A 568-nucleotide genomic window follows, 5' to 3' on the forward strand; every position below is an offset into this window, starting at 1 on the left:
ACCATCAAGGCCGGCGAGACCAGTGCGCCGTACGAGCACGCAGCACAGGGTGACGACGTCTATCTGGACAGCGGTGAAATCAGCCTCGGCATCAAGACGGCTGTGGACGCCACCGGTGCTACCTTCGAGAACCTTGAGTTGGGCGGTGCGGCTACCGTTCAAGTGACCGACACCGTCGACGAAGTTGTGGCCAAATTGACCGCAAGCCAGTCGGTCACCGAAGGCGGTGAGATTACCTACACGATCACGCTGACCAACAAAGACGGCCTGCCGATCAACAACCACGCAGAGCTGTACTTCAAACTGACCGATGGCACCACGGTCATCGTGCCCGCGAACAGCACCACCGGCTCGGCCACTGCAACCGCGCCGGATAACGTCTATGTCGGTGCTAACGAGCCGGTGGTCAATGCCATCGACGCCGTCAGCGGCGCGGATGCGTGGAAGTTCGAAAACCTGAACCTGGACAAGACGCCGGTCAGCACCGAGGTTACCGACGAGCCAGGTACCCCGGGCAACGAAGGCGACATCGTCAAGGTCACCATCACCGCCGACCAGACTTCGGTGG

The 568-nt window shown here is 61.1% G+C and carries 1 protein-coding gene; it reads left to right on the plus strand.

The features are described from left to right. Nucleotides 1–568: immunoglobulin-like domain-containing protein (locus PM2_RS31055; RefSeq protein ID WP_042132636.1), on the plus strand; the 568-nt coding region annotated here is incomplete at both ends.

The sequence above is a fragment of the Pseudomonas monteilii NBRC 103158 = DSM 14164 genome, assembly GCF_000730605.1.
Taxonomy (GTDB): Bacteria; Pseudomonadota; Gammaproteobacteria; order Pseudomonadales; family Pseudomonadaceae; genus Aquipseudomonas; species Aquipseudomonas monteilii.